The 22,256-nt window shown below is 67.1% G+C and carries 24 protein-coding genes and 1 pseudogene; 15 read left to right on the top strand and 10 right to left on the bottom strand.

What is annotated here, in order from left to right:
- Together ELR45_RS35020 and ELR45_RS11660 are read right to left on the bottom strand one after the other, a co-directional pair.
- Positions 1-263 (bottom strand): annotated as a pseudogene (locus tag ELR45_RS35020) (hypothetical protein); the annotation flags it as partial.
- 50 nt (positions 264-313) lie between these two features.
- On the bottom strand, positions 314-1,882 hold the full coding sequence (locus ELR45_RS11660) for a bifunctional 3-(3-hydroxy-phenyl)propionate/3-hydroxycinnamic acid hydroxylase (protein ID WP_129666142.1): 1,569 nt from the start codon (positions 1,880-1,882) through the stop codon (positions 314-316).
- Between the two features lie 192 nt (positions 1,883-2,074).
- Between ELR45_RS11660 and ELR45_RS11665 the strand changes: the two genes are divergently transcribed.
- Positions 2,075-2,875 carry an IclR family transcriptional regulator domain-containing protein gene (locus ELR45_RS11665; RefSeq protein WP_129666144.1) on the top strand — a complete coding sequence of 267 codons (801 nt, stop codon included), beginning with the start codon at positions 2,075-2,077 and terminating at the stop codon, positions 2,873-2,875.
- Between the two features lie 396 nt (positions 2,876-3,271).
- A complete protein-coding gene (locus ELR45_RS11670; protein WP_129666146.1) occupies positions 3,272-3,733 on the top strand; it encodes a class I SAM-dependent methyltransferase in 462 nt (153 codons plus the stop codon).
- Between the two features lie 283 nt (positions 3,734-4,016).
- Here ELR45_RS11670 and ELR45_RS11675 read toward each other — a convergent pair whose 3' ends face one another.
- On the bottom strand, positions 4,017-5,129 hold the full coding sequence (locus ELR45_RS11675) for a pyridoxal phosphate-dependent aminotransferase (protein WP_205856436.1): 1,113 nt from the start codon (positions 5,127-5,129) through the stop codon (positions 4,017-4,019).
- A 130-nt stretch (positions 5,130-5,259) separates the two neighbouring features.
- On the opposite strand from ELR45_RS11675, the gene ELR45_RS11680 reads away from it, so the two are divergent.
- Positions 5,260-5,988, top strand: a complete 729-nt coding sequence (locus ELR45_RS11680) for a class I SAM-dependent methyltransferase (protein WP_129666148.1) — start codon at positions 5,260-5,262, stop codon at positions 5,986-5,988.
- A 33-nt stretch (positions 5,989-6,021) separates the two neighbouring features.
- Here ELR45_RS11680 and ELR45_RS11685 read toward each other — a convergent pair whose 3' ends face one another.
- Positions 6,022-6,987, bottom strand: a complete 966-nt coding sequence (locus ELR45_RS11685) for a helix-turn-helix transcriptional regulator (RefSeq protein WP_129666150.1) — start codon at positions 6,985-6,987, stop codon at positions 6,022-6,024.
- Positions 6,988-7,396: 409 nt separating this feature from the next.
- On the opposite strand from ELR45_RS11685, the gene ELR45_RS11690 reads away from it, so the two are divergent.
- From ELR45_RS11690 to ELR45_RS11700, 3 genes are all read left to right on the top strand, one after another.
- Complete coding sequence (locus tag ELR45_RS11690) at positions 7,397-7,954, top strand: mycothiol transferase (protein ID WP_129666152.1); 558 nt, start codon at positions 7,397-7,399, stop codon at positions 7,952-7,954.
- Between the two features lie 115 nt (positions 7,955-8,069).
- Positions 8,070-8,357, top strand: coding sequence for a DUF1905 domain-containing protein (locus ELR45_RS11695; RefSeq protein WP_129666154.1), 288 nt, complete (start codon positions 8,070-8,072; stop codon positions 8,355-8,357).
- A gap of 140 nt (positions 8,358-8,497) precedes the next feature.
- Entirely contained in the window at positions 8,498-9,229 is a 732-nt protein-coding gene (locus ELR45_RS11700) for a DUF899 family protein (RefSeq protein ID WP_129666156.1), read from the top strand.
- A gap of 27 nt (positions 9,230-9,256) precedes the next feature.
- Here the strand turns inward: ELR45_RS11700 and ELR45_RS11705 are convergent, their stop codons facing one another.
- Complete coding sequence (locus ELR45_RS11705; RefSeq protein WP_129666158.1) at positions 9,257-10,033, bottom strand: DinB family protein; 777 nt, start codon at positions 10,031-10,033, stop codon at positions 9,257-9,259.
- A 141-nt stretch (positions 10,034-10,174) separates the two neighbouring features.
- Between ELR45_RS11705 and ELR45_RS11710 the strand changes: the two genes are divergently transcribed.
- The 3 genes from ELR45_RS11710 to ELR45_RS11720 all read left to right on the top strand — a co-directional run bounded on the left by ELR45_RS11710 (position 10,175) and on the right by ELR45_RS11720 (position 11,830).
- Entirely contained in the window at positions 10,175-10,954 is a 780-nt protein-coding gene (locus ELR45_RS11710) for an arsenate reductase/protein-tyrosine-phosphatase family protein (RefSeq protein ID WP_129666160.1), read from the top strand.
- A 12-nt stretch (positions 10,955-10,966) separates the two neighbouring features.
- Complete coding sequence (locus ELR45_RS11715; protein WP_129666162.1) at positions 10,967-11,377, top strand: VOC family protein; 411 nt, start codon at positions 10,967-10,969, stop codon at positions 11,375-11,377.
- A 96-nt stretch (positions 11,378-11,473) separates the two neighbouring features.
- Positions 11,474-11,830, top strand: coding sequence for a VOC family protein (locus tag ELR45_RS11720; protein ID WP_129666164.1), 357 nt, complete (start codon positions 11,474-11,476; stop codon positions 11,828-11,830).
- A 243-nt stretch (positions 11,831-12,073) separates the two neighbouring features.
- Here the strand turns inward: ELR45_RS11720 and ELR45_RS11725 are convergent, their stop codons facing one another.
- From ELR45_RS11725 to ELR45_RS11735, 3 genes are all read right to left on the bottom strand, one after another.
- Positions 12,074-12,667 carry an AAA family ATPase gene (locus tag ELR45_RS11725; RefSeq protein WP_205856437.1) on the bottom strand — a complete coding sequence of 198 codons (594 nt, stop codon included), beginning with the start codon at positions 12,665-12,667 and terminating at the stop codon, positions 12,074-12,076.
- Positions 12,658-13,167, bottom strand: coding sequence for an alpha/beta hydrolase (locus tag ELR45_RS11730; RefSeq protein ID WP_129666166.1), 510 nt, complete (start codon positions 13,165-13,167; stop codon positions 12,658-12,660). The genes ELR45_RS11725 and ELR45_RS11730 overlap by 10 nt, the downstream gene beginning before the upstream one ends.
- Positions 13,168-13,270: 103 nt before the next feature.
- Positions 13,271-13,858, bottom strand: a complete 588-nt coding sequence (locus ELR45_RS11735) for a dienelactone hydrolase family protein (RefSeq protein WP_129666168.1) — start codon at positions 13,856-13,858, stop codon at positions 13,271-13,273.
- Between the two features lie 240 nt (positions 13,859-14,098).
- Between ELR45_RS11735 and ELR45_RS11740 the strand changes: the two genes are divergently transcribed.
- On the top strand, positions 14,099-14,962 hold the full coding sequence (locus tag ELR45_RS11740) for a GNAT family N-acetyltransferase (protein WP_129666170.1): 864 nt from the start codon (positions 14,099-14,101) through the stop codon (positions 14,960-14,962).
- 169 nt (positions 14,963-15,131) lie between these two features.
- Here the strand turns inward: ELR45_RS11740 and ELR45_RS11745 are convergent, their stop codons facing one another.
- Both ELR45_RS11745 and ELR45_RS11750 read right to left on the bottom strand, forming a co-directional pair.
- Entirely contained in the window at positions 15,132-15,989 is an 858-nt protein-coding gene (locus tag ELR45_RS11745) for an alpha/beta fold hydrolase (protein ID WP_338069595.1), read from the bottom strand.
- A 4-nt stretch (positions 15,990-15,993) separates the two neighbouring features.
- The gene (locus ELR45_RS11750; protein ID WP_129666172.1) at positions 15,994-16,737 is read right to left on the bottom strand and encodes a DUF899 domain-containing protein; all 744 of its coding nucleotides are present in this window, start codon (positions 16,735-16,737) and stop codon (positions 15,994-15,996) included.
- Between the two features lie 230 nt (positions 16,738-16,967).
- On the opposite strand from ELR45_RS11750, the gene ELR45_RS11755 reads away from it, so the two are divergent.
- The 5 genes from ELR45_RS11755 to ELR45_RS11775 all read left to right on the top strand — a co-directional run.
- Positions 16,968-18,299: an erythromycin esterase family protein gene (locus tag ELR45_RS11755; RefSeq protein ID WP_129666174.1), complete on the top strand. Its 1,332-nt coding sequence runs from the start codon at positions 16,968-16,970 to the stop codon at positions 18,297-18,299.
- A gap of 122 nt (positions 18,300-18,421) precedes the next feature.
- Entirely contained in the window at positions 18,422-19,525 is a 1,104-nt protein-coding gene (locus ELR45_RS11760; protein ID WP_129666176.1) for a LacI family DNA-binding transcriptional regulator, read from the top strand.
- Between the two features lie 5 nt (positions 19,526-19,530).
- Complete coding sequence (locus ELR45_RS11765; RefSeq protein ID WP_165367689.1) at positions 19,531-20,466, top strand: ABC transporter permease; 936 nt, start codon at positions 19,531-19,533, stop codon at positions 20,464-20,466.
- Positions 20,463-21,371: an ABC transporter permease gene (locus tag ELR45_RS11770; protein ID WP_129666180.1), complete on the top strand. Its 909-nt coding sequence runs from the start codon at positions 20,463-20,465 to the stop codon at positions 21,369-21,371. Before ELR45_RS11765 ends, ELR45_RS11770 begins: the two co-directional genes overlap by 4 nt.
- A 95-nt stretch (positions 21,372-21,466) precedes the next feature.
- Positions 21,467-22,256: ABC transporter ATP-binding protein (locus tag ELR45_RS11775; RefSeq protein WP_165367690.1), on the top strand; the 790-nt coding region annotated here is incomplete at its 3' end.

Here is a 22,256-nt window from a genome sequence, read left to right on the forward strand (position 1 = left end):
AAGCAGCACGAGGCGGCCAGCCACCAGGACCGGGCACTGATCGAGTGCCCGGCCGTGGCGGCTTGATCGGCGCGTTCGACGTTCGCCTGCCCGAGCCGCTCGGCGGCTTCGTCCCACGCCACGCCGGTGTCGACCGCCGCATAGAGGGCGACGACGTCGGCGTAGTCCATGCCGTTGCCGGTCAGGCGTTGGAGCGGCATGGCCCGCTTGTGGGCTTCTGCGGCCGCCTTCCACTCAGGGGGTGCGACTTCAGCCGAACTCACGGTCGGTCTCCTTCGAGTAGTCCTGCGTGGGATGCGGTGCAGCTGCCGGTTCAGACGACGGCCGGCTGGCTGTCGGCCGTGCGGGCGCTGGTGAGCGCGGTCCGCAGGTCGGCGACAAGGGCGTTGACGTCCTCGGCGTCGGCGGCGGACCCGTAGAGCCAGAAATCCGGGCGGGCCAGGACCGCGACGCGGCCGTGGGTGACGAACCAGCCGGCGTAGGTGCCTTCCTCGTCGACCACGGTGGCGTTCTCGTCCCCGACGGAGGCGACGACGGTGCCGATGCTGGCGAGGAACTCGAGGTTCTCCTCTGTCAGGCCGTCCAGCACCGTCGGGTCGACGGTGATGAGCTGGAACCCACGACCGACCACGTCGTCGAACAGACCGACCGTGTCACCGTCGCGGACCTGCCCCTGCACCGCGGGGGCGCCGGCGAGCGGGTCGGCGTCACGCGAGAACGCGGTCGGGCCGGGCGGGATGGTGGGCGGCGGCATGAGGGACGGGTCCTGCTGGACGGCCTTGAGGAAGCCGTCGCGCCGGGCGGCGGCCTCGGGGTCGGTGATGATGCAGGGGATGCCGATTTCGCGTGACAGGTCGGTCCAGCCCTGCATGTTGGGCTTCCGGTCGCCCTCGTAGGAGTCGAGGACGCTGGCGTTGGCCAGGCCGCGCATGACCAGGTCAAGACGCCAGGTGAGCGCGGAGGCGTCACGCAGGCCGTTGCACATGCCCTCGCCCGCGAACGGCCACAGGATGTGGGCGGCGTCGCCGATGAGGAAGATGCGGCCGCGGCGCCACTCGTCGGTCATCGACTCGCGGAACTGGTAGACCGGGTGCCGCAGCACCTCGACGTCCTCGGGGGTCACCCACGGCTCGAGGAGCTCCCACACCTTGTCGATGGTCATGTCCTCGGGCGTCTCGCCCGGGAGGAGGGTGAACTCCCAGCGACGGTGGGTCTTGCCGAGCTGGAACAGGCAGCCGGGGCGCTCGGGGTCGGCGAACTGGCCGTTGTCGAACTCGAACGACAGCTCGCGCTTCTGCACCGTGTCGATGACCAGCTGGAGCGGGCCGTCGTTGCCGGGGGTGACCGTGATGCCGAGCTGGTTGCGCACGAAGCTGTTCGCGCCGTCCGCGGCGACCGCGTACTGGGCGCGCACGGTGCGCTCCTCGCCGCTCTTGCGGTTGCGGTAGCGGACCTCGACGCCGTCGACGTCCTGGTCGATGTCGACGACCTCGTGGTCCATGTGAACCTCGACGTTGTCCAGCTTCTCGATGCGGTGGTTCAGGGCGAGCTCAAGGTTGTTCTGGTAGAAGATCCAGTGCCCGCGGTGACCGTGCGGGCCGATGAGCGACCAGTCCAGGCTCATCAGCAGATCGCCACCGAACGCCTTGTTGCGCATGTCGTACAGCTCCCACGCGACGGCGTCCTCGCGGAACTCCTCGCCGGCACCGACACGGTCGAAGGTGCGCATGATCTCGTCGTCCACGTGCCCGGCACGCGAGAGGCCGTAGAGCTGGGGGTGGCGCTCGATCGCGATGACGCTGTGACCTATCTGGCCGAGCTGCAGGCTCGCCATCTGGCCACACGGACCGAAGCCGATGACGACGACGTCATACTGGTCCATGACAGGACTCCTTGTCTTTTCGGACAGTCGTTCGCAGAGCGGCGGCTGTTGCGTTTTCGACAACGATGTGGGACGGCGGCCACGCAGGTCAAGGGCGCGAAAGAGTCCGTTGTCACGATCTGGACTTTTGTCCGTAGAGCGGACAGACTGTCTGTATCACCACGCGTATTGTCGGCTCTCGGAAGGAACGTCATGCCTCGCCGCGACTCCAACCCCAACTTCGTCGAGGCCGTCGCGCGGGGGCTCGACCTCATCCGCGCGTTCGAGCCCGGACGTCCGTCCATGACGCTCGCCGAACTCGCCACGGCGGCGTCCCTGCCCCGGCCGACCGCCTCACGCATCCTCTACACGCTGGAGACGCTCGGGTACGTGCGCTCCGTGAGCGGCGGGTACACGCTGACCGTGCGCATCCTCGAGCTGGGCATGACGTACGTGCAGCAGGTCGACATGTGGGACGTCGCACGACCCCGCCTACAGGAACTCGTCGCCCAGACCGGGGAGTCCAGCTCCATCGCCGAGCTCGACGGCTCCGACATCGTCTACGTGGCCCGAGTCGCCGTGCCCAAGCTCATCGCCCTCGTCGTACGCATCGGCACCAAGTTCCCCGCCGCACCCACGTCCCTCGGGAAGGTGCTCCTTGCGGGTCTCAGCGACGACGAAGTCGCCCGCGTCATGGCCGAACCCTCACGCTCAGGCATTGAAGCGCGGTGGAAGCCCGACCTGCCCGAGCTCATCGACAGCCTCTCCGAGGTTCGCGCCCAAGGTTGGTCGCTCACCGACGAACAACTCGCCTCCGGCATCCGCTCCATCGCCGCACCCCTGCGCGACGGATCCGGTCAGGTGCGGGCCGCCATGAACGTCACCGTCCACGCCGCCGAGACATCCAAGGAGGTGCTCCTCGGAGAGCACCTCCCCAAGCTGCTCGCCACTGCATCCGCCCTGTCAGCGGACTGGGCGCGCCGCGACGCCATCCCCTACGCCGAACAGTCGTAATAGGTTGGACCCGCTGCGACCAAGACTGACGACGAAGGCCTGCACGACCGGCTGGATGCCGCGCGGAACATCCTGAAGGCAGCGCGACGCGCCGCGAAAGGTGGCGAGACGCCGGGAAAAGCCGACGGCGGCGCCCCATCGGCGCCGCTTCCACCGCTAATTGCAACGCTAGTCCCGCCTGGTTCGCCTGACGCAGAACTCATCGAACAGATCACGCCGGCGACGCTTGCCACGATCGAGGAACGTCTCGACCACGTCGCCGCCGCGCGTCGCCACTTCAACCTCGTCCAGACCGAGCTGTTCGACGACCTCCGCTGTTCGCTCGCAAGCAGCCCCGACTACAAGGACGACGTAATCCCGGTCGTCGACGAGATCCTGGTCCTAATCATCAACTTCGTGGTCAGCAGGACCGGTGGCCAGTCCAATCACTACAAGTACCTGTTCGACCTCGCCGCCAACGAGGACGCCATCCACGAGGATCTCTTCAACTACCTCGTCGGAAACCTCGGTAGCCGTGCGGAGTACGAGGTCTCGCACGTCGGCGGAGGCCGCGTCGACATCCGCCTGAAGTTCGACAGGTTCGCCCTGCACATTGAGATGAAGGTCGACAGCACCCAGCTTCCGATGGATGACCGGACCGCCTACCTCAAGCAGGCAGCCACCTACCAGGGCAACGACATCCGCATGGGGTTCCTCGTCGCGCTCCGGTATAAGGCCTTCGACCCCACGGGGCCGCCACCGAACATCAAGGCACTCGTAACCCACACCGAGTTTTCGATCACCGGTGACCCGGTACCTCGTCACATGGTGCTCGTCGCAGTGCCCGGGAGCCGTACGAATCCTTCAGGGTCGAAGTAACCAGCGGTATGCGTGCAGCTCGACTAGAGAGCGCCGACACAGGCCGCGTTAATCTGGGCGCAATGACGCAACGTCGTGAGGTCCTGGGTACGCCGCCCGCTGCTGCAGGCCCATTCTCCTGAAACTATCGCCACGAGATAGCCACAGCACCGGCAGCCCAGGATGAGCAACGCCGGCATCAGAGCGCTCTCTCGACGCGCTCGGCAACATCCACACCGCGATCAGCGCCGCGGACCCGAACAACAAGGGCGGAGATCTACCGCCGCCCGAATTCGGTTGTCCCTCACGTGCGGCCGTTGAGGGCGTCGGCAAGCCGATCGAGCGCGGCGCTGAAGTCATCGGCCGAAAGGTGGCCGAAGCCGAGCCGGAACACTAGGTCGTGCTCTCCGAACCATGATCCCGGCGCCACCCTCGCGTCGCGTTCGGTGAGGCGTGTGTAGAACGCACCGACCGCGTCGTCGTCAGGGAACCAGTCGGCATGCAGGCGCAGGCAGCACATCGCTCCCCCGTCGGGCCGGACGAGTTCCACAGGCTGGTCGCTCACCCAGTTCAGCGTTTCGGCAAGCGCCTGCTCCAGCCGCTTGGCGCGCGGCGCGAGGACCTCGGCGCGTCGGCGCAACACTTGTGCGGCAAGGAATTCGTCGACCGTCGAGCACGCGATCGTCGTATGGAACTTCGCTTCGCGGAGCCTTTCGTACAGCTCGTCGTCGCTCGTGGTCAGCCAGCCGAGCCGCAGTCCAGGCGCCCCGTGTGCCTTCGACAGCGAGGAGCAGGTGACGATCTCGGGCGACAACGTCGCCGTCGACCGCGGTATCGGGTCGTCTCCGTAGGTGGACTCCCGGTAGGTCTCGTCGACCAGCACGACCGCTGCCGGCGCGCGATCCTGCACCGCCGCGATCAATCCGCGCAACTCGTCGTCGGTGAATCGGACGCCGGAAGGGTTCTGCGGTGAGGCAAGCGACACCAGCCGAGTCCGTGGTGTGAGCGCGTCGGCGACCGCGTCCAGCGGCAGCCGGTAACCGTCGTCGAACGACAGCGGCACCACGTCCACCTGGGCGCCGAGTCCTTCCGGGACTCCCCGCGCAGGCGGAAAGCACGGCGTCGCAAGCAGGACCCGGTCACCCGGGCCGCACGTCGCCTGGGCAAGCAGGAACATGGCCTCGATCGCTCCGACCGTCACCAATACCCGTTCGGCGTTCACGCCGGCGTCGGCGGCGATCAGCTCACGCAACTCGGCGTCGCCGCGCGACGTGCCGTAGCCGAGGGCCAGATCCGCCAGCTCGGCCGGGTCAGCGATGTCGCCGAGGTTCAGCGGAGGACAGGTGCTCTCCGCCAGGTCGTAGCGGACCGGGCTGTCGATCAGGGTGGTCATGGCGCTGGGCTCGAAGGTGGTCATGGCACCTATGGTCGTCGGTGAGCACGGGTCGCGACAGTGCCAGCTCCACGAAAGTGGCCTCCGCGGGTGGCAGCAACGGGCCGCAGAAAATGCATGGCCGGGGTTCCTGGAACGTCGATACTGTCAGCGGATGCCTGATGCGATCTTTGCGCACCCCCGCCTCGCGTCCATATACGACGCATTCGACGGACAACGAGACGACCTCACCGCCTACTTCGACATCGCCGACGAGCTGGGCGCACAGCATGTCCTCGACGTCGGTTGCGGGACGGGATCGCTGGCGGTCCTGCTCGCCGCCGGCGGCCGTACGGTTGTCGGTGTCGATCCGGCCGAGGCCTCACTCAACGTCGCGAGGTCGAAGGATCGCGACGCCAGGATCACCTGGGTTCATGGCGATGCCACGACACTGTCCGCCCTCGATGCCGATCTTGCGGTGATGACAGGCAACGTGGCACAGGTCTTCCTCACCGACGAGGACTGGGCGCAGACTCTGCAGGGCGTCCACGCCGCACTTCGTCCACATGGCTACTTCGTGTTCGAGACCAGGCACCCCGAACGACGGGCCTGGGAGGAGTGGGCTGCCGACTCTGCTCACGTCATCCGCGAAGTCCCGGGAATCGGACCGGTGGAGCAGCACCGCGAGGTCACCGACGTCAGCCTTCCGCGTGTGTCGTTCCGCTACACGTATCGGTTCCTGGCCGACGACGCCACCTTCACCTCCGACTCAACCCTCCGGTTCCGAAGCCGCGGTGAGGTGGAATCGAGCCTGATCGCCCATGGCTATCGGGTACGTGATGTGCGAGACGCCCCTGATCGCCCAGGTCGCGAGTTCGTCTTCATCACCGAGCGCACGACCTGAGCTCTGGGAGCTCGGGCGAACGTGTGGACGAGGTCAGGGACCTGGACCGTCACTTGCCGCCAGCAGTCGCTGTCCGAGGTGACGGGTGGCCTCTCGGAGTTCGGGGCACTTCACGATCCGGTATGACGCCGGGATCGCTGCAAGCTGTGCGGCGCACCACTTGGGGTTGCTGGTGCTGCCGACTAGGCGGCTGGTCTCGGCGTCGACCGGCTCGACCAGTCCGAGGGTGCGGGGAACGCAACGTTTCACGTCGTCGACGGGTGCGTCGACGACGACCTCGACGTCATACTCCCAGCCGACGGCGAGGTGCGCCTCGAGTTCGGCGGCCGGATCAAGATCGGTGGGTGGGGTGAACGTGGCGTCGAGCACGTCCACTCCCCGGACCCGGTCGATGCGGTAGGCCCGCTGGGCGTTCGCAGTGTGTGACCAGCACAGCAGGTACCACCGGCCGTGGCGCACGATGACCGCCCACGGGTCGATCTCGAAGACCCGCTCCGATCCGGCCTCAGTCCGGTAGTCGAGTCGCACCCGTCGTTGTTCCGAGCGGGCCTGCACGAGCGCGGTCGTGGTCTCCGGGTCGGGCCGGGCTGCGGCACGGTCAGGAGCAGGCGCCGTCGTACGACGAACCGCCTCGGCCTGGGCGGTCACGGACTCCGGGAGTGCCCGCACGATCTTGCCCAGGGCGCCGCCGACCAGGTCGGTCGGGTCGCTGGCGTTGTGGTGGCCGTCGAGCACGGCCATCACCAGGCCGAGAGCCTCGGCGCCGGTGAACATCAGGGGCGGAAGCCGCAGGCCGCGCCCCAGGCGGTAACCGCCGTAGCGCCCACGAACGGACTCGATCGGGATGTCGGCCTCGCGCAGGATGCCGACATAGCGCCGCGCGGCGCGATCGGAGATGCCGAGCTTGTCGCCGAGCTGATCCGCGGTGATGCCCGGACTGGCCTGGATGAGTTCCAGGGTCAGCAACGCCCGTGCCGTCGGGCTCGCGTCGGGCTCCACAACATCCCTCCATCATTCCGGAAGTAGAACGTCCGGAATAGAGCTTAACCTGTGTGCATGACCAAGGACAGAGCAGCGACGGAGGCACACGGTTAGCCATGTTCTTCCACCATGAAGACCTCATGCGTCACGAACACCGCCTGCGCGAGCAGGAAGCCCGGCGCACGCTCCTCCGAACGGTCACCGCCCGTCAGGCACGTGCCGAACGGAGCCTGCGCCGTCGGGAGCGCAGGTTCACGCGGCTTTCGGCACAGCTGGCCCGCCTGCGCATGGCGCGGCCATCGGTGCCCTGAGTGCGTTTCCCGGAACGCTGGACGTCGGGCGTCTGCGCGGTCGGTCCAAGCCGGGCGTCACAGCATCCCATCAAACCGGAAGCAGAGCGTCCGGAACAGCGTTTAGCGTGTGGAGAATGACCGAGGACAACGTTGTGGACACCACGATCCATGAACCATCGATGACGGCCGACGAGGCCGAGATGCTGATGTTCGCGCTGGAGCGTGCCCGTGCGCAGTTCGCTTGGAAATGCGGCGGCCTGGACGCGGCCGGCATCAGCAGGCCACACCCGCCGTCGGCCATGACCTTGGGCGGCCTGCTCAAGCACGTCGCGCTGTGCGAGGACAGGGCCGTCGCCGCCCATCTCACCGGTGAGTCGGTCGGGCCGCCGTGGAACCAGGCCGACTTCGAGGTCGATCCCGACTGGGAATGGCGTACGGCGGCCGACGACTCACCCGAGGAGCTCTACGCCCTTTGGCGCAGCACCGTGGAGCGGTCGCGGGCCGCGTGGGCGCAGGCGCTCGCCGACGGGGGTCTCGACCAGCCGTCGAAGTTCACCACGCTCTCTGGCGAGTCCCCCAACCTCCGCCGCGTCCTGGTCGACCAGATCGAGCACTACATCCGCCACACCGGCCATGCCGACCTGTTCCGCGAGGCCGTCGACGGTCTGGTCGGGGAGGACCCGCCGCAGTGACGGCAGCTAGCCGTGTGGATACCATCGCCGCCACGAGCGGATGCCACACACGGGCGCCGAGTGCCGGTCGCCCGGACGGGTGTGCACGCGTCAGCGGGAACTGGCTGGTGATCGAATGAACCTGGAGTTCAGCGGTGAGCTGTGGTTCTGGAAAGGCCCGGCGCCGTGGCATTTCGTCACCGTCCCCGAAGCGGAGTGCGATGAGCTGGAAGCGACTTCCCCACTCGTGAGTTACGGCTGGGGCATGATTCCGGTCGCGGCGCGGATCGGCGACACCGACTGGACGACGTCGCTGTTCCCGAAAGACGGACGATACGTCGTGCCGGTGAAGACGCAGGTGCGCAAGGCCGAAGAGCTCGAGGTGGGCGACATAGTGACAGTCCGCCTGTCCGTCAACGTCTGACGGCCCAGCTTCTCGCACCCGCAGATACACATGGACACAACTGCCTGCGCGTTGATTGGACAGACAGCCGCCGGAATTGCGGTGGCAGCGATGAGTCTCGGGCTTTCCTCTGGTCTATCCCAATGAGAAAAGGAGGACGTATGAACATTTCGTTCCCAGGAGAGTCACCGGAGTACAGGGCGGCTCGTGACCGGCTACTTCAGCAGGAGATCGAGCTGCGTCGCGCCATGGAGGCGGTGGCCGCCGCCAGGCGTGAGCTGCCACCCGGCGGGATCGTCCCCGAGGACTATGCCTTCCAGGGTGTCGGGGCGAACGGCGCGCCAACAGATGTGCGCCTCTCTGAGCTGTTCGCGCCCGGCAAGGACTCACTCGTGATCTACAGCTTCATGTTCCCCCGTCACGCCGGCGACGAACGACCAGGCCCCGCGACCGGCCAGACGGCGCTTCTGCCGCTCGCCGAAGGGCCGTGCCCATCGTGCACCGCACTGCTCGATCAGCTCGACGGCGCCGCGGAGCATGTCACGCAGCGCGTCAACTTCGCCGCCGTGGGCAAAGCGCCGCTGTCGCACATCCTCACCTTCGCGGAGGAGCGTGGCTGGCGACGGCTTCGGCTGTTGTCGTCGGCAACCAACACCTACAAGCGTGACTATCACAGCGAGACCGCAGACGGGTCCCAGATGCCGATGCTCAACGTGTTCCATCGTGACGGCGAGACGATCCGCCACGTCTGGGGCTCGGAACTCCTCTATGCTCCGGCTGATCCCGGTCAGGATCCCCGCCACACCGGAACCCTCGAGCCGCTCTGGAACATGTTCGACTTGACGCGCGAAGGTCGCCCGGCCGACTGGGAGGAACAGCTGCACTACTCGTGACGCTCGCTGCAGTTCGCGAGTGCGATGCTACGAGCGGCGCGCCTCCAGCGCCGCCAGGTCTCGTTCGGCGTACAGGCGGTGCTCCCATTCTTCGTTGAGGACGGTCAGCAGGCACTCACGCACCGGGTAGCTGCGGGACTCTGGCCAGCCGGGTCCCTCGACCGGTTCGGTGTGACCATCCAGCGACTCGTCGGTCAGAGTGTCCAGGAACCGGCGCACGGTGGACATCCGGTCACGGCGCAGCTCGAGCACCGCGTCGAGCGAGGGTCGTACGTCGCGATCGCGAGGCACGCCCGGTGTGTCGGGCATCTCGTCCCAGGGCAGGTCCAGAGGGTCCCACGGGGACGGATCGCCGAGGATCCCCCGGTTGATCCAGGAATCGGTGGCGAACACCAGGTGCCGCAGCGTCTCGATGAACGACCACTCGTCGTCGACCGACTCGTGCAGTAGCTCAGGGTCAAGGCGGCGGGCTCGTTCGACGGTCTCGCCCCACAGCCGCTCGACGACGTCCCACGCGGCGCGGAAGCCGGCCGGATCTGATGGGCGCATCTTGGCCCGGTCCGGATAGCGTCGGTTGAGCTCGGCTTCGACCAGGGGTCCGATGTCCACGCCATTGATGGTGAGGTTCCGGATCCCGCCGTCGATCTTGACGTCGCATAGCTCGACGTCGCGCATCACGACGCTGCTCAGGTTGACGGCGCGGAACTCAGCGCCGGCCAGGTCCACGGTGCGGAGCCGCGCGCCGCTCAAGTCCACGCGCTCGAACCGGGAGCCGCTGAGATCAGCACGGAAGAAATCAGGCATGGCGCCACCGTAGACCTCATTGCGGACGTTCTGCGTCCGGAAACTCTGGGATCGTGCGCGACGCCGAGCCGTGATTGGGAAGCCACGATCTACATGCGTGACTTCTGGTCCATCAACCTCGTTTGATGTATTCTCGAGCCCATGGTGCTATCGGGTCACGTCGCCGCACCACCGGCGTTCGTCCGGCTGGTCGCCCATCCTCTGCGCTGGAAGCTGCTGACAACGCTCGCCGACAGCGACTACCGAGTGCGCGAGCTGGTGACGCGGGTCGGCGAGCCGCAGAATCTGGTCTCCTATCACCTGCGGCTGTTGCGTGGTGGAGGGCTGGTGACCGCGACACGCAGCAGTTTCGACGGCCGCGACAGCTACTACCACTTGGATCTGGACCGCTGCGCGGATGCACTGGCCGAGACCGGAGCCGCGCTCCACCCGGTACTGCGGGCGGACGCCGCAGCACCAATCGCCCCGGGCGGCCAACAACACACACGACGCATCGCCGTGCTGTTCGTGTGCACCGGCAACAGCGCCCGATCACCAATAGCTGAAGCGCTGCTGCGCCACCACACCGCCGACCACGTGACCGTGACAAGCGCCGGCAGCCGGCCCAAGCCGCACATGCACCCGAACACCGTGCGGATCCTGGGCGACCAGTTCGGCATCGACATCGCCGGCCAGCAGCCACGGCACCTCGACACCCTTGCCGGCCGCCGGTTCGACCATGTGATCACACTGTGCGACAAGGCCCGCGAAGCCTGCCCAGAGTTCCCTCACCAACCGCGGCGGGTTCACTGGAGCATTCCCGACCCGGCGACGGCGAGCGACACCGACCAGGGCAGCTACTCCGCCTTCCAACACACCGCGGGGGACATCGACACCCGCATCCGGCACCTGCTGCCCATCCTTACCTCGACCAATCATTGAGGAGGCTCAGCCATGACCGCACCCGACCAGTACGCAAGCGTCCGTTACATCGTCGACGACGTGCAGGCGGCGATCGACTTCTACACCACTCACCTTGGCTTCACCGTGAACACCAGCGCGGCGCCAGCCTTCGCCGACGTGATACGCGGCCCGCTTCGGCTCCTGTTGTCCGGCCCCGCGAGCTCCGGCGCCCGCGCTACCCCCGACGACGCCTCCGCCGCCGGCCGCAACCGTATCCACCTCGTGGTCGATGACCTGGATGCCGAGACAGCCCGGCTCCGCGACGCCGGCCTGTCCTTCCGCAGCGATGTGGTCGCCGGTCCCGGCGGGCGCCAGATCCTGCTCTCCGACCCCGCCGGCAACATGATCGAACTATTCCAACCCGCCCACGGTCCCGGCGCACCCACACCGACCACACCCTGACCACCGGCAGGAGCTGGCGTTCAGCCAGGCCACGACGCACCAGTCATGGTCCTATCCGGACGTAGATCGTCCGCAATGGCGCATACCATGCCCGGCATGGCTATCGCACGATTCCCAAGCTTCGTCATCGACTGCCCAGATCCAGGCGTTCTCGCGACGTTCTACGGAGCGATGCTGGATTGGAAGGTCGACATCTCCTCAGACTGGGCCGACATCCGCTCGGAGCACGGTCAGTGCATCTCCTTCCAGCAGGTGGGTGCCTACACCCCGCCCGAATGGCCGAACCAGGAGGTGCCCCAGCAGGTGCACCTCGACGTGATCGTCGACGACCTGGACGCCGGTGAGGCCGCGGTGCTCGCCCTCGGCGCGACCAAGCACGACCACCAGCCCGGTACGACCTTCCGAGTGTTCCTCGACCCGGCGGGACACCCCTTCTGTCTCTGCGTGGATTGACTCGGGCTGGCGATACTCCGTCACGTACAGGCGCGGACAGTTCGGGCTCAATCGATTGAAGGCCGCGGACGCCTTGGCCGTGAAGCGAGAGCGTCTGGCTCGGCAACGGAGAGCCTACGACGAGCTGCGAGAACTTGAGGACCAGCTTGATCAAGATTGACGGTCCGGAAGCGCCGAACGGACCGACCTACGAAGGCTGGACAGGCAGGCGCGCCCCAGCCCGCCGGGCCGCTCTTAAGCTCGCTAGAGGGCCCTGGCAGCGCGTTTGGGAGCCTCCGCGACGATCTGTATCGCGGTCTCTTCGGGCGTGAGATCCGAGGTGTCGAACCACCACCCGGCGGTTCCGAAGCCGTCGTGCATGGACGATCTCAAGTCCTCGTACCCATCGAAGGCGAACTGTTCGTCTGCGTCTCGTGTTGCGTTGCGTCGTCGACATACGTCGATGCTGGGTGCGAGCACGACGACTAGGACGCGCCGAGGGCTGAGGGTGTGCAGGTAGAAGTCAAGCTGTTGGCGATCCGGGATGATCCAGTCGATGACGGGCGTGAAGCCGGAGTCGGCGAAGTTCGTTGCGAGCGCACAGAGATTCTGGTTGCACAGCCGGACCTGACGAGCTGCCTCGTCCGCAGGTTCTCCCAGCGCCCACACGCGGCCCCTGACGATCATCTCGTTCAGCTGGTCGCCGTTGAGCAGGGCTGAGCGCACGAGTGCTTGGGAAACCATCAGAGACACGGTCGACTTGCCCGCACCGGGTGCTCCGGTGATGATCAGGCAACTTTGGCCATGGTCCAGCGTGTCATTGACCGGGGCGGCAGCCACAGCAGTGCCTACCGCCACAGCCAGCGCAGGGCGTCGGGCAGCAGAACACCACCGTGGTTCGGGCTGTGGCCACCATCGCCGAGGACGAGACGGAAGTCATAACCCGCTTCTGCTAGCGCGGCCGCGTCGTACTCAACGTTGCGGTTCTTCCGGTCGTGGGCATCCGCGACATCCTCGAAGACACCGGGATCGACGAAAACGCCGATCACGACCGGGATGTCACCGCCGTGGATGAGATTGTCCAGGACGATTCCACCGCGTACTTCTCCCTCGGGGTCGAGGTACCACTGGCCGTCCTGGAACACCATGAGCGCGGCCGGCTCCGAGGGATCGTACATCGCAGGTACATGAACCCAGAACCTCCGCGACGTGCCTGGGTAGGTGGTGCTGTCTCTCCAGTCGAACTCGATGGTCTCGCCGGCAGGCACGCCAGACTGCACAACTGAGTCGGGGCCGTGGGCGTAGCGAACGTCCGACTGATCCACCGGGACCGGGCGGTAGGGCACCTGTGTGGTCACACCGACAACGTACGGACCTCCGCACGACCCGGGCAATCGAATTCATTCCGGAAGCAAACGCCCTCATCCTTCCCTCGCGGTGCCTGTTCTTCTCCCCGTCGAGTCAGTCCAACCGATCGAGGAACTCTCGCGAGCGCTGCAGAACCAGCGTGGCCGCCTCGGCGTCGTACGACGGCAGCGAACTGTCGGCGAACAGATGCTGATCACCCGGGTAGACGAACAAGGTCGCCAGCTCCGATCCGACCGTGTCGACCAGCTCGCGGGCGGCGTCGATATCACCCTCCAGCGCAAAGAAGGGGTCCTGATCCATGCCGTGGATCTGCACCGGCAGGCCGTCGGGCCACGGGCCGAACGCCCACTCGCCGGTGATGGGAATGCAGGACTCGTAGAGCAGTGCGCCGCGCGCGCCGGGACGTGTCTGGGCCAGCCGCTGCGCCGTCACGACACCGAGGGAGAAGCCGGCATACACCAGCTCTTCGGGCAGGTCGGCCACGAACCGATCGGCACGCTTCCGGATCTGACCCCCTAGCCCTTCGGCGTAGGCCGCGCCCTCGTCGATCGACGCCGGTTTCTCGCCGTCGAACAGGTCTGGCGTGTGCACGGTGTGCCCTCCCGCCCGCAGTTCGTCGGCGAACGCACGGATCCCGTCGGTGAGACCCTGCACGTGATGGAACAACACGACTTCGGCCATCTCAATAACTCCTCATCGTCAAACGCGAACGTTCAGACACCGCGAAAGTATCCAGTCATGCGCCGACGGGACCCAAGCGAACCTCGCCGGTCGGGCATGCCCCGACTGTAGACCGCAAACCGGACGCTTCACGTCCTGGTTTGCGTAGTGTCGGCTCAATGTCGTGCGACGGTCGATCGGACGGACCCACACCCAAAAAACCAGGCGCGAACGGAGGGCGCAGTGGTGTTTGATCGGGGCATGGCGATTGTGTTGGGCAAGCCGGGAGTCGACGGGCTGGACGAAGTAGTGGGCGCGCTGCGGGAGTGGCAGTACGAGGGGGCGCCGATGCAGCTGCATCCGGGGGACGTGGGCTTTTTCTGGCAGTCAGGTGCGGCCACGACGGCCGCGGCGGTCCGGACGTGGAGCCGGGACGGACGGATTCAGGCCGTCGGGCTGCTGGACGGTCCGAACCTATTGCGGCTGACGACCACGCCGGAGGCTCAGCGGGACGAGGAGCTGGCGCGGCAGCTGGTTGCGGACGTGACCGAGCCGGAACGCGGCGTACTTCCCGAGGGGAAGGTGGCTGTCGAAGCGCCGACGGGCGCGCTGGTTCACGATCTGCTGTCCGAGGACGGCTGGAAAATCGACGAACCGTGGACGCCGCTGAGCCGCGACCTCACCGAGCCAGTGCAGGATCCGGGTGTCCGGATCGAGGTGATCGGGCCGGAGCTGGCGCACGAGTTTGCCGCCATCCATCGGTCAGCGTTCAACGGGAAGTTCACGGACGAGCGCTGGCGCTCGATGGCGGCCGGATTGCCGTACACCGACGCCCGATCCCTGGTCGCCTACGACGACCAGGACAACGCGGTGGCCGTGGTGACCGCGTGGTCGGCCGGTCCGGGGAAGCCCGGGTTGATCGAGCCGATGGGTGTGCACGCCGACCATCGCGGTCACGGCTACGGCAGGGCGATCACCGTCGCTGCGGCTGCCGCCCTCCAGGAGCTGGGCTCATCGAGCGCGACCGTCATCACCCCGAACTCCCAAGTGGGCGCCGTACCCACCTACAAGTCAGCCGGATTCCAGCCACTACCCGAGAGACGGGACCGATACCGGGATGCCTAACACTTCGTTGGCGGCCGCAGCGGACCTGTCGCCCCATTCGGGAGTGTCCATGAACGCGCGCGCACGGCCACTGGACCACGCGAGTAGCGGCACATGAGGACTTGAGGCATGGGGCCTGACTCGTCCCCCTGGTAGGTCGACGATCTCGCTCCCGGTGTGCGGGTGAGGCCTAAAAGAGATCCGGCGTCGCCGGCGGCACGTCATCGAGAAACGCACTCACCATCGGCACCAGTACCGCTGACTCCCCCAGGATGCCAATATGTGACGTCGCCGCCAGAATCACCAAGCGAGCGGCCGGAACCTTCTGCAGCGCCCCCGACGCTGCCGCTTCCTCATCGCCGCCACCGCGCAGCTTGAACATCTCCAGCGCATGCTCCGGCTTCACGGCATCCGCATCACCGGCGATGACCATCGTCGCCGCAGAAATCGAACGCATCTGAGCGTCGCTGATGTTCTGGTCATCGATGCCTAGGACTTTCATCTTTTCGACGTAGGCGTCGAACGCCGCGGCCTCCGGCGTGTGCTCCTTGAACGCCTTCTCGACGGGCGTACCGGCAAACGCTGTGGCGCTCAGACCCTCGATGGCCTCGAACACCGACGAGTACCAGCCGTCCTTGCGGTAGGTGGCGGACAGCGAGACCAGCTTGTTGACCAGCTTCGGGTGACGGAGCGCGACCTGCAGCGCGACCCCGCCGCCTTGCGAAAAGCCCATCACATCCGCACGCTCGACCTTCAACGCGCGCAACAACGCGGCGGCATCGTCGGCGAACTGCTCGTAAGACATCTTGCGCGACGTATCCGGGGTACGGCCGTGCCCTTGCTGATCGAAGATGATCACGGCGCGCTTACCCGCGAAGGCGGACACCCACGACTTCATCGAGCCGGTGGCCATGAACCCGCCAGGTATGAGCAGCAACGGAGCCGTTCTCGACGTGCCGAGCTCGCCATACACCTCGTGATAGAGGCTCAGACCGTTGATCGGCAGGTGACCATGGCGCGAAGGCTCCGTTGCCTTCACTTCACTCACGACTTCACTTCACATCGCCAGAGGCCGGCGGATCTTGCGGCCTCGACACGGCGTCTCCGTTCGGGCCGTAGAGCCGGGCGACATCGGGAGAGTCGAGCCAGTTGGAGTAGGTGGGCGACTTCGGCCAACCGTCGGGTGAATCCTGCCATTCCTCCTGGCGGCCCCACGGCAGGATGTCGATCAACGCGAAGGTATAGCTGAGCTGTTCGGTACCGCGGCCGTCGGTGTGCCAGGTGCGGTAGACCTTGTCGCCGTCGCGGAGGAACACGTTCACCGCGAAGCCCGCGCCGGGTGGCGCTCCTACGTCGGCGCCGAACGAGCTTTCCGACGACGAGTACCAGTCCATTTTGTTGCCGACTTTGGCCTTGTAGGCCAGCGCTTCTTCGATGCGCCCGTTGGTGACGATGACGAAGCGGGCATCGTAGTTGTCCAGGAAGTCCAGCCGGACGTACTGCGACGTGAACCCTGTGCAGCCGCCGCACTGCCACTCCGCGCCGTCGGACCACATGTGGTTGTAGACGATGAGTTGAGAGCGCCCGTCAAAGACGTCGACCAGTCGGATCGGGCCGTCCGGACCGATCAGCGTGTAGTCGGGGAGCTCGACCATCGGCAGTCTGCGCCGTTGTGCAGCGATGGCGTCGAGTTCACGGGTGGCGGCCTTCTCCCGGATACGCAGATCGTCGAGCGCGGCCTGCCAGGTCTGCCGGTCGACGACTGGGGGTAGGGCGCTGGCGGTCTTCTCGGTCACGGTTTCCTCCCGGGCTCGGATGGATCTGTTCTGATGTGTTGACCAGAGACCGCTGCAGAAATCATCGCGCTCGGGCTGAGGCACTCCCGAGTTCTGGGCCGGCGGTCCCGCCTTGACGTAGGTTTACCCCTACCCCGGAAACGGTGGCCTGCAGGATCGCCACGGCCACGTGATTCGCAGAGGCTAAGAACCGTTCAGCGTCCATTCCAGACACGACCAGGACGGTTTCGATGCCACCTCTATCCCGCCGATCTCTGCTTGTCGCGTTGTCGGGCGCTGGTTTGGCCCTGTCCACCACGGCAACTCCCGCATCGGCCAACCAGACCCCGACGCTCATCGACGCTCTCACTCGTGCCAGCCATCCCCTGCGGACCACCAGCCCACGCGGCAACCTCCGTGACCTGCATCCGCTGGGCGCCGCGATCGGCAACACCCCGGTCGTGGCCCTGGGCGAGGTGGCCCACGGAGCGCGCGAGCTCTTCACCCTCAAGCACCGAGTCTTCCGGTATCTCGTCCTGGAGAAGGGCTTCACGACATTCGCCCTCGAGACCAGCTGGACGTCCGGCCTCCGGCTCAGCGACTACGTCCGTCACGGCACGGGCGATCCCCGCGGCATCATGGCTGAGGAGTTCGGTGGCGGCGCCTGGCCGTGGGGCGTCCGCGAGTATCTCGATCTGATCGAGTGGATGCGCGACCACAATCGACGTCACCCGGAGACCCAGGTTCAGTTCATGGGGAACGATCTGGCCCATCCGTATATCCCCGGCACCCTGTTCGATGACGTGATCAACTACGTCGCCGAGCACTACCCTGCGCTGCGACACCGATTCGTGGAGCTCTATCGCGACCTCAAAGCGCACGCCACGACGGACGAGTTCAGCGCCTTGCCGCAGCCTCGGCGCCGACGCATCGCCGCGCTTGCCCGCCGCGCCGAACGGCTGCTCGCCGCGCAGCCTCCGGGAGCGGACCGCGCCACGCATGACTGGACCGCCCAGCACGCGCGCGTCATCGCCCAGACCGCCACGCTCCTCGCCTTCGACCTCGAAGACCCGACGGAGATCCCGGACGCCATGCGCTACCGCGACGAACTCATGGCGCGCAACACCATCTGGTGGCACCATCACACCGGTCACAAGATCCTTCTGTCCGCGCACAACGGGCACACCGCTTACCAGACGTACGACCCGGAGAATTACCCGGTCATCCAGGGCACGTACATACGCGACCTCCTCGGTGCCGATTACCTGAGCATCGGAACCACCTTGGGCGCAGGGGCGGCCACGACGCCTGACGGCGAAGACGGCGACTGGGAGGTTCGCCGGTTCGATCCTCCGCGCGAAGGCAGCAGCGAGCACACGCTGAACCGGCTCCCGCACGCTTACTACCTCCTCGACATGCGCGCTACTCCGCAACCGGCGCACGAGTGGCTCCGTGAGCGGCGCCCGACCCGCGACATCGGCCCTCCCGGAGATCCCTACCGTCCATACACCCTCGCCAACGGCCATGACCTGCTAATACACCTTCGCCAGCTGCGGCCGGCCAACCCGCTCCCGGGGATCTGACGGAATCAGCGTGTGTCGCAGGCTCGACGACGACATCGGCGGTTGGGGTCTTGACGGGGAGCGAAACGTGTCGTTAACGTTGTCGCCACCCGGTACTTCATACGTATTAAGGATTTCATTAGATGGCACCTCCTGGACGACGTCGCCGGCCTACGCAGGTCGACATCGCTCGTCATGCGGGCGTGTCCCAGGCCACGGTTTCGCTGGTCATCAGCGGTGGACCGGCCAGCGACCAGGTCGCGGAATCCACCCGGCAGGCCGTGCTCGCCGCCGCCGACGAGCTCGGATACTCCGCCAACGCCGCCGCACGCAGCCTCAAGGGCGGGCGCAACCATCTGCTCGGCCTCTACACGTTCGAACCGGTCTTCCCCGTCGACCAGCGCGACTTCTACTACCCGTTCCTTCTCGGTGTCGAGGAAGAGACCGCTCAGCAGGGCTACGACCTGCTGCTTTTCAGTTCCGCAGGCTCGGGCGGCGACCGCCGGATCTACGCTCGCGGCGCCAACCGGCTGAAGGTCGCCGACGGATGTGTACTGCTCGGCCGCCACCTGCACCGCGACGACCTCGCCCACCTCGTGCAGGAGGACTTCCCGTTCGTCTTCATCGGGCGCCGCGAGGTACCCGGCGCCGAGCTGTCCTTCGTCGCCGTCGACTACACGGCCGCGACGAAGGAGATCGTGACCACGCTTGCCGGGCTCGGGCACCGCACCATGCTGTATCTCCAGGTGACCGACGGCGAAGAGCCGACTCGAGACCGTGAGGCCGGCTACCGCCAAGGGCTCGCCGACGTCGGCCTACCGGTCGACGAGTCGCTGATCCGCCCGCTGCGCACGCCCACGGACCTGTCACCCGGCGCCGTCCAGAGCTGGATCGACGACGGCGTCACGGCGGTCCTGGTCGAGCCGACCGAGGACGACTCCGCCATCGTCGCCGTCGAGGACGCCGTCGCCCGCGCCGGTCTCAGCATCCCCGACGACCTCTCCGTCGCCGTCCTCGGTGACCCTCCGCTGAGCGACACCACCCGCGACTGGACCCGGTTCACGCTCCCCCGCACGCACATGGGTCGCCAGGCCGTCCGGTTGCTCCTCGACCTGCTGGACGACCCGGCCGATGAGGCCCGTCAGCAGTTCGTCCCCGCCGACCACGTCGCCGGGGAGACCATCACCACCGCCCCTGCTCCCATGATCATCAACGGTCAGACGCCCGATGATCGGTCCAGGGGTTGATGATCATGGGGACACTACAGATGATCGTGCGGCGCCTCGGGCTCGGCGTCTTCGTCATGTGGGGATGCGTCACGCTGATCTTCGTCATCGTGCGCCTCGCACCCGGCGACCAGGCCACCGTCGCCCTCGGTCCCGACGCCACCGCGGCCGAGGTCGAGGCCGCCCGCGAACGGCTCGGCCTCGACGACCCGCTTCCACTGCAGTACCTCAGTTACATCGGACGAGTGCTCGCGCTCGACTTCGGCGACTCGTACCGGCTCGGCCAGCCGGCCATGGACGCGGTCCTCGACCGGTTCCCGTCAACGCTGCAGCTCGCCCTCGCCGCCATGGCGATCGCCGTCGTCTTCGGGCTCATCCTCGGCTGTATCGCCGGCGGACGGCCGAACGGGCCGGTCGACCGCGCCATGTCCGCCGTTGCCATCAGCCTGCAGTCCTTCCCGACGTTCTGGGTCGGCATCATGCTGATCCTGTTCTTCGCGCTGAACCTGCGGGTGCTGCCTAGCGCCGGCTCCGGCTCCCTGTCCCATCTCGTGCTGCCCGCCGTGACGCTGGCGCTGCCACAGATCGCGATCGTCGCCCGGCTCACTCGCAGCAGCCTCGCCGAGTCGATGCAGGAGGCCTACGTACAGACAGCACGCTCCAAAGGGCTCACCGAGCCGCAGGTGCTGGTCGGCCACGCGTTGAAGAACTCGCTGATCCCCGTCGTCACGATCATCGGCCTGCAGACCGGCGTGCTGCTCGGCGGCTCCGTCGTCGTCGAGAACGTCTTCGCCTGGCCCGGGCTCGGCTCGCTGATCGTCGACTCCGTATCGGCCCGCGACTACTCCGTCGTGCAGGCCGCGGCCCTGCTCATCGCCGCCGTCGTCGTGGTGCTCAACCTGCTCGCGGATCTCACCTACGCACGGCTGGACCCGCGTATCCGAGTGGAGGCGACAGGATGACCGACACCGCCCTCGCCGAACACGCCGCCGGCGCGCCGCAGCCCCAGCCGGCTGCCTTCCATGGACCACGCCGCGCGCACCCGATCCGGCGAGCACTGCGATACATCCCGCACGCGATCATCGCCGTCTACGTGATCGTCGCCGCCGTCGGGCCGTTGCTCGTCGACTACGATCCGCTGGCCACATCCGTCTTGGATCGCCTGCTGTCTCCCGGCTCGACGACGTCCGACGGCAGCACCGCCTGGCTCGGCACCGACGGCGTCGGCCGCGACATCCTTGCCCAGATCATCATGGGAACCCGCACCTCGATGGTGATCGCGGTGCTGACCGTCGCCGTCGCCGGAGCCTTCGGCGTGATCGTCGGCCTCATCGCCGGTTACGTCGGCGGCTGGGCGGACGCGTCGATCGCCCGGGTCATCGACATCCTGGTGGCGTTCCCCGGAATTCTGCTCGCCATCGTCATCGCCGGGCTGTTCCGGCCGGGCATCCTGATCGTCGTCATCGCCCTGTCCGCCGTCGGCTGGATCGGATTCGCCCGAGTGGTGCGCGGCGCCGCCATGTCGCTTCGCGAACGTGACTGGGTCAACGCCGCCCGTGTCATGGCCGTGCCGCGCCGGTCCATCCTCGGGCGGCACGTGCTGCCGTTCGTCGCCGGTCCCGTGGTGGCGATGGCGACGCTGGAGTTCGCGCTTGTGGTGCTGGCCGAGGCAGGGCTGAGCTTCCTTGGCATCGGCCTCCCGTCGACGTCGGTGTCGTGGGGCCAGACCGTCGCCGGAGGTAAGGAGTACCTGGAGATCGCCTGGTGGATCTCCGCGTTCCCCGGCATCGCCCTCGCCGTCCTGGTGATCTGCGTGGGCCTCGTCGGCGACCAGCTCACCGCACGCTACGGAGGGAGGCGGACATGAGCGGCGACACGACGAGCGAGCGAAGCGGTCGGCGCAGCGAGGAACGAGCGGAGCCGCCCGCGGAGCAAGCGAGAAGTGGAGCGCGACCAACAAGCATGAGCGGCGACACGACGAGCTCGAACGACGCGCGACCGGCGAGCACGAGCGGAGCGCGACCCGACGGCACGAACGCGCCGCTGCTGGACGTCCGGGACCTCGATGTCGTCCTTCCGGGGTCGTCGGGGCCGGTACGGATCATCGACCAGGTGTCGTTCACCGTCCATGCGGGCCGGACCACCGGCTTGATCGGCGAGTCCGGCAGCGGCAAGACCATGACGGCGATGGCCGTCATCGGTCTGCTGCCGCAGGGTGCACTCACCCGGGGTGAGCTGTGGTGGCGCTCGGAGGATCTGCTGGCCGCCAGCCCACGTCGTCGTCGCCGGGTCCGCGGACGCGAGATCGCGATGATCTTCCAGGACCCCCTGGCCAGCCTGAACCCGAGTCAGACGGTCGGCCGACAGGTCACCGAGATCCCCCGTCGCGACGGCCGGCCCCGCAGTGAGCTCACCGCGACAGCCTCCGATCTGCTCGGGCGGGTCGGCATTCCGGACCCTGCGCAGCGAGCCACCAACTACCCGCATCAGTTCTCTGGCGGGATGCGTCAGCGCGCCATGACCGCGCTGGCCCTGGCGGGCAAGCCCCAGCTCATCCTCGCCGACGAGCCCACGACGGCGCTGGACGTCACCGTGCAAGCTCGCATCCTCGACATGCTGCGCAACCTGCGCGAGCAGGAGAATACCGCGATGCTCCTGGTCAGCCACGACCTTCGGGTGATGGCGCACGTCGCCGACGACCTCGTGGTGATGTACGCGGGAAGGGTGTGCGAGCGCGGCCCGGCCCGAGAGG

Origin of the sequence: Phytoactinopolyspora endophytica (assembly GCF_004138495.1) — a bacterium.
Classification (GTDB): Bacteria; Actinomycetota; Actinomycetes; order Jiangellales; family Jiangellaceae; genus Phytoactinopolyspora; species Phytoactinopolyspora endophytica.

Coding starts and splice junctions, on each gene's coding strand:
- ELR45_RS11660 (WP_129666142.1), bottom strand. CDS start 1,882: ATGGACCAGTATGACGTCGTCGTCATCGGCTTCGGTCCGTGTGGCCAG.
- ELR45_RS11665 (WP_129666144.1), top strand. CDS start 2,075: ATGCCTCGCCGCGACTCCAACCCCAACTTCGTCGAGGCCGTCGCGCGG.
- ELR45_RS11675 (WP_205856436.1), bottom strand. CDS start 5,129: ATGACCACCTTCGAGCCCAGCGCCATGACCACCCTGATCGACAGCCCG.
- ELR45_RS11680 (WP_129666148.1), top strand. CDS start 5,260: ATGCCTGATGCGATCTTTGCGCACCCCCGCCTCGCGTCCATATACGAC.
- ELR45_RS11690 (WP_129666152.1), top strand. CDS start 7,397: ATGACCGAGGACAACGTTGTGGACACCACGATCCATGAACCATCGATG.
- ELR45_RS11695 (WP_129666154.1), top strand. CDS start 8,070: ATGAACCTGGAGTTCAGCGGTGAGCTGTGGTTCTGGAAAGGCCCGGCG.
- ELR45_RS11700 (WP_129666156.1), top strand. CDS start 8,498: ATGAACATTTCGTTCCCAGGAGAGTCACCGGAGTACAGGGCGGCTCGT.
- ELR45_RS11705 (WP_129666158.1), bottom strand. CDS start 10,033: ATGCCTGATTTCTTCCGTGCTGATCTCAGCGGCTCCCGGTTCGAGCGC.
- ELR45_RS11710 (WP_129666160.1), top strand. CDS start 10,175: ATGGTGCTATCGGGTCACGTCGCCGCACCACCGGCGTTCGTCCGGCTG.
- ELR45_RS11715 (WP_129666162.1), top strand. CDS start 10,967: ATGACCGCACCCGACCAGTACGCAAGCGTCCGTTACATCGTCGACGAC.
- ELR45_RS11720 (WP_129666164.1), top strand. CDS start 11,474: ATGGCTATCGCACGATTCCCAAGCTTCGTCATCGACTGCCCAGATCCA.
- ELR45_RS11735 (WP_129666168.1), bottom strand. CDS start 13,858: ATGGCCGAAGTCGTGTTGTTCCATCACGTGCAGGGTCTCACCGACGGG.
- ELR45_RS11740 (WP_129666170.1), top strand. CDS start 14,099: ATGGCGATTGTGTTGGGCAAGCCGGGAGTCGACGGGCTGGACGAAGTA.
- ELR45_RS11755 (WP_129666174.1), top strand. CDS start 16,968: ATGCCACCTCTATCCCGCCGATCTCTGCTTGTCGCGTTGTCGGGCGCT.
- ELR45_RS11760 (WP_129666176.1), top strand. CDS start 18,422: ATGGCACCTCCTGGACGACGTCGCCGGCCTACGCAGGTCGACATCGCT.
- ELR45_RS11765 (WP_165367689.1), top strand. CDS start 19,531: ATGGGGACACTACAGATGATCGTGCGGCGCCTCGGGCTCGGCGTCTTC.
- ELR45_RS11770 (WP_129666180.1), top strand. CDS start 20,463: ATGACCGACACCGCCCTCGCCGAACACGCCGCCGGCGCGCCGCAGCCC.